This window comes from Streptomyces sp., from assembly GCF_031178505.1.
GTDB lineage: Bacteria > Actinomycetota > Actinomycetes > Streptomycetales > Streptomycetaceae > Streptomyces > Streptomyces gulbargensis.
The window spans coordinates 1-4105 of the sequence record NZ_JAPSIW010000644.1; the positions used below are offsets into that span (position 1 = coordinate 1).

The 4105-nt window shown below is 74.1% G+C and carries 3 protein-coding genes; 2 read left to right on the top strand and 1 reads right to left on the bottom strand.

The window, feature by feature from the left end:
* The first annotated feature begins 257 nt into the window (after window positions 1-257).
* Window positions 258-1370: an ABC transporter substrate-binding protein gene (locus tag RIF68_RS29650; protein WP_309054362.1), complete on the top strand. Its 1113-nt coding sequence runs from the start codon at window positions 258-260 to the stop codon at window positions 1368-1370.
* Between the two features lie 43 nt (window positions 1371-1413).
* On the opposite strand, the gene RIF68_RS29655 is transcribed toward RIF68_RS29650, so the two are convergent.
* Window positions 1414-3051, bottom strand: coding sequence for an ABC-F family ATP-binding cassette domain-containing protein (locus tag RIF68_RS29655; protein ID WP_309054363.1), 1638 nt, complete (start codon window positions 3049-3051; stop codon window positions 1414-1416).
* A gap of 466 nt (window positions 3052-3517) precedes the next feature.
* On the opposite strand from RIF68_RS29655, the gene RIF68_RS29660 reads away from it, so the two are divergent.
* On the top strand, window positions 3518-4105 hold a 588-nt coding region (locus RIF68_RS29660; protein WP_309054364.1), incomplete at its 3' end, for a nucleotidyltransferase domain-containing protein.

The following is a 4105-nucleotide window of genomic DNA, read 5'->3' on the forward strand; positions in this document are numbered from 1 at the left end:
CGACCGATGTCCGGTCGCCGGCCCGCCCGCGCCACAGGCCGGGACCGGGGCCGCGGCTCACACCGCCACGAGCGGGCCGCCCGGGGCGGACGCTCCGGGTCGTCGTGCGCATCGAGCGGCGGCGCCGGGGTCGCTACGATGCGTCCCGGATCAGGGGCGGGAAGCGGTCGGCGACGGGCGTCCGGGAGCGGGCGGGGGGCGCGGGGCCGGTTCATGGCCCCCGCAGCCGTACCGTCGACTCAAGGGGACGCCACCGCATGGACGCACCGCCGTCACCACTCCTGCCCGCACCCCCCGGACCGCGCGCCGTGCCGGTCGGTGCGCTGGTTCCGCTGTCCCGGCCCGGCTGGGTGGAGGCGGGCCGGCATCTGCTCGCGGGGCTCGAACTGGCCGTCCGTGAGGTGAACGAGGCCGGGGGGATCGGCGGGCGCCCCCTCGCCCTGGTGGTCCGGGACACGGCCGGCGATCCGGAGCGGGCGGCGAAGGCGGTGGAGGAGCTGGCCGGGCTGGGGGTGGCCGCCGTGACCGGGGAGTACCACAGTGTCGTCGCGCGGGCCGCCGCCGCGCGGGCCGACGCGCTCGGTCTGCCGTTCCTGTGTTCGTCGGCGGTCCTGGACGAACTCACCGAGGAGCCGACGGACCGGGTGGCGCGGCTCGCACCGGCGCAGTCGCACGGCTGGCGGCTGTACGCGGACTTCCTGCGCGACGCGGGCCACACCCGTGTCGCCGTGGCGGCGGAGCCCGGCGCGTACTGGGCGTCGGGGGCCCGCGTCCTGCGCGAGCGTCTGGCCCCGCACGGTGGCTCCGTGACGACGCTCGACGCGCGGGCCCTCTCCCCCGGAGCGGTCTGCGAGGAACTCGTCGAGCACGGGGTCGGCGCGCTCCTCCTGCTGGTCGGCATCCCGGAGCCGGCGGCGGCGCTCGTCCGGGCCGTCCGCCGCGACCGGCGCCTTGCCGGGGTGCTGCTCGGTGCTCCGGCGGGACAGCCGGAGTTCGCCGGGTGGTCGGACCTGCTCGGGGACGAGGGCGCGGGCGTTCCCTTCCTCCGCTACCTGCCCGAGCGTCTCGGGCCGCGCGGCCTACGGGTCGAGGCCGCCCTGCGCGAACACCTGGGCACCGCGCCCTCGTTCGTCGCGTTCGAGGGCCACGACACGATCACGGTCCTGGCCGAGGCGCTGCGCTCCCACGGGACGGACCGGGCACGCCTCGCCGCGTCCTGGGCCAGGGTGGCGGTCGACGGCACCCGGGGCCCGATCACGTTCTCGCGCGTGCCCGGCATCGGCGTACGGCAGTGGGCGTGGGCACCGGTCCAGGTCGTGGACCGGGACCCGGCGCGTCCCGACCGTTTCCGCGTGCTCCGCTCCTTCTGACGCACGTGCCCGGCGCCGCGCCGGAGGGCGCCCGGTGCCGGGATCACGGGCCGGCCGGTGCCTCGCCTTCCGTGAGAACGCCGCCGGCCAGGCGGAGGCGGCGGTCGACGCCGATCGCCCGGAGGAACCGTTCGTCATGGCTGACGACGACGAAGGCTCCCCGGTAGGCGTTGAGGGCGCTCTCCAACTGGGCGGTGCTGACGAGGTCGAGGTTGTTCGTCGGCTCGTCGAGCAGCAGCAGGTGCGGGGCCGGCTCGGCGTACAGCACGCAGGCGAGGGTGGCCCGCAGCCGTTCGCCGCCCGACAGTGCCCGGACGGGCAGGTGGGCCCGGGGGCCGCGGAAGAGGAACCGGGCGAGCAGGTTCATCCGCTCGGCCTCGGGTCGGTGGGGGGCGTAGGTGCCGAAGTTGTCGGCGACGCCACGGTCCGGGTCGAGGAGGTCGAGGCGCTGGGAGAGGTAGGCGATCCGGCCGTCGGCCCGCCTGATCTCACCGTCGTCCGGGGTGAGATCGCCGTCGAGGAGGCGGAGCAGGGTGCTCTTGCCCGCTCCGTTGGGGCCGGTGAGCGCGATGCGTTCGGGGCCCCGGACGGTGAGATCGGCGCCGGGCTCCGCGAAGACGGGCCGGTCCCCGAGGCGGATCCGCAGGCGTTCGCCGTGGAAGAGCGTGCGGCCCGCGGGGACGACGGTCTCCGGGAGGTCGAGGGTGAGGCGCTGCTCGTCCCGCAGGGCGCGTCCGGCCTCGTCGAGACGGGCCTGGGCGTCGCCGACGCGGGTGGCGTGCGTCTGTCCGGCCCGGCCGGCCGCCTCCTGCGCTCCGCGTTTCATGTTCCCGGCGAAGATGCGGGGCAGGCCGGCGTTCTTGAGGTTGCGGGCGGCGTTGCTCTGCCGCCGTTCGGCACGCTCCCTGGCCTGCTGCATCTCCCGCTTCTCGCGCTTGAGTTCCTGCTCGGCGTTGCGGACGTTCTTCTCGGCGACCTCGCGCTCGGCCTGCACGGCCGCTTCGTAGGCGGTGAAGTTTCCTCCGTAGAGCCGCAGTTCGCCGCGCTCGAGTTCGGCGACGCGCTCCATCCGGTCGAGGAGGACGCGGTCGTGGCTGACGAGGAGCAGGCAGCCGTTGAAGTCGTCCAGCACGTCGTAGAGCTTGTGGCGGGCGTCCAGGTCGAGGTTGTTGGTGGGCTCGTCGAGCAGCAGGACGTCCGGCCGCTTCAGGAGCTGGGCGGCGAGGCCGAGCGAGACGATCTGACCGCCGCTGAGCGTGCGCAGCACGCGGTCGAGGGCGAGGTCCCCAAGGCCGAGGCGGTCGAGCTGGGCGCGGGTGCGTTCCTCGATGTCCCAGTCGTCGCCGATGGTGGTGAAGTGCTCCTCGGCCACGTCGCCCGCCTCGACGGCGTCGATGGCGCGGATGACGTCGGCGACGCCGAGGACCTGGGCGACGGTGAGGTCCTTGGTGAGGGGAAGGTTCTGCGGCAGGTGGCCGAGGGTGCCCTCGACCGTCACCGACCCCTGGCGGGGCCGGAGTTCACCGGCGATCAGCTTGAGCAGGGTGGTCTTTCCGGAGCCGTTGGGGGCGACGAGCCCCGTCCTTCCGGGGCCCACGGTGAAGGACAGGTCCTCGAAGACGGGGGTGTCGTCCGGCCAGGAGAAGGACAGGTGGGAGCAGACGACGGCGGGATAAGACATGGCAACGACCTCGTACGGGACAGCGGGGCAGGACGGTGCACCACCCCGGGAAGACAGGGGAAGAGGGAACGACGAGGCGAACCACTGCGGCTGGGCCCTTACGCTCCTGCCGGTGGTCGCTCACCTTCGGGTATCACCCGGAGATGTCGTCGTCACCCGCCACGGTCTGTCACTCCTCACGACACGGTCGATGTCCCCGCCAGTGTAACAAGCCGGTCCGCCGGACGCGGGAATCGCGGCGCCGGCGGCGGGATCCGGGCGCGGACCGGTTCGAGGCGGGGGCGTACGGCGGGCGGCGTCCGTACACTCCGGTGCATGGGCACCTTCTCCTGAACCGGCGGGCACAGCCCGGCCGCCCCTCGCCGTCCCCCCGGCCGTCAGACCCTCGACGTGCCGGGCGCCGTCGGCGTGTCCCCGTACGTGATCCCCCCCCGTACGCCGTCACAGGAGAGATGAGAGCTCTTCCATGGAACGTCGCTCCCCCAGCCGCGCGCTGGACGACCGGATCGCCCGGTTGCGGAAACTGGCCGAGGCCGACCCCCGGGTGGAGGGCGTCCTCCTCTACGGGTCGTGGACGCTCGGCGAGGCCGACGAGCACTCGGACATCGAGGCCTACCTGTACGTCAGGGACGAGGAGGTCGAGGACTTCGACGGGCCGGCCTTCCTGGCGGGGCTCGCTCCACTCGAACTCGCCTACACCACCATGTACGGCGTGCTCGCGGTCGTGTTCGACGACCTGATGCGCGGTGAGTTCCACATCACCGCGGCCGGCCCGGGGATCGACGAGGTCCCGGGCTGGGAAGGGGCGGTGCATCTGCCCCGCCCCGAGGAGGCCGTGCTCCTCGACCGCACCGGGCGGCTGAGGCGGGCCGCCCTGCGGCTGGCCGCGTTCCGGCCGCCGGAGCCCGCCGGTACCGCCCGGCAGCTCGTCGACGAGCTGACCACCTGGACCCTCATGCTCGCCCACGTCCTGGCGCGCGGTGAGATCGCCCGCTCCCATGCGCTGCTGCACACGGTGATCGCCCCTCAACAGCTCCAGCTGTGCCGGCTGCTG

Coding starts and splice junctions, on each gene's coding strand:
- RIF68_RS29655 (WP_309054363.1), bottom strand. CDS start 3,051: ATGTCTTATCCCGCCGTCGTCTGCTCCCACCTGTCCTTCTCCTGGCCG.
- RIF68_RS29650 (WP_309054362.1), top strand. CDS start 258: ATGGACGCACCGCCGTCACCACTCCTGCCCGCACCCCCCGGACCGCGC.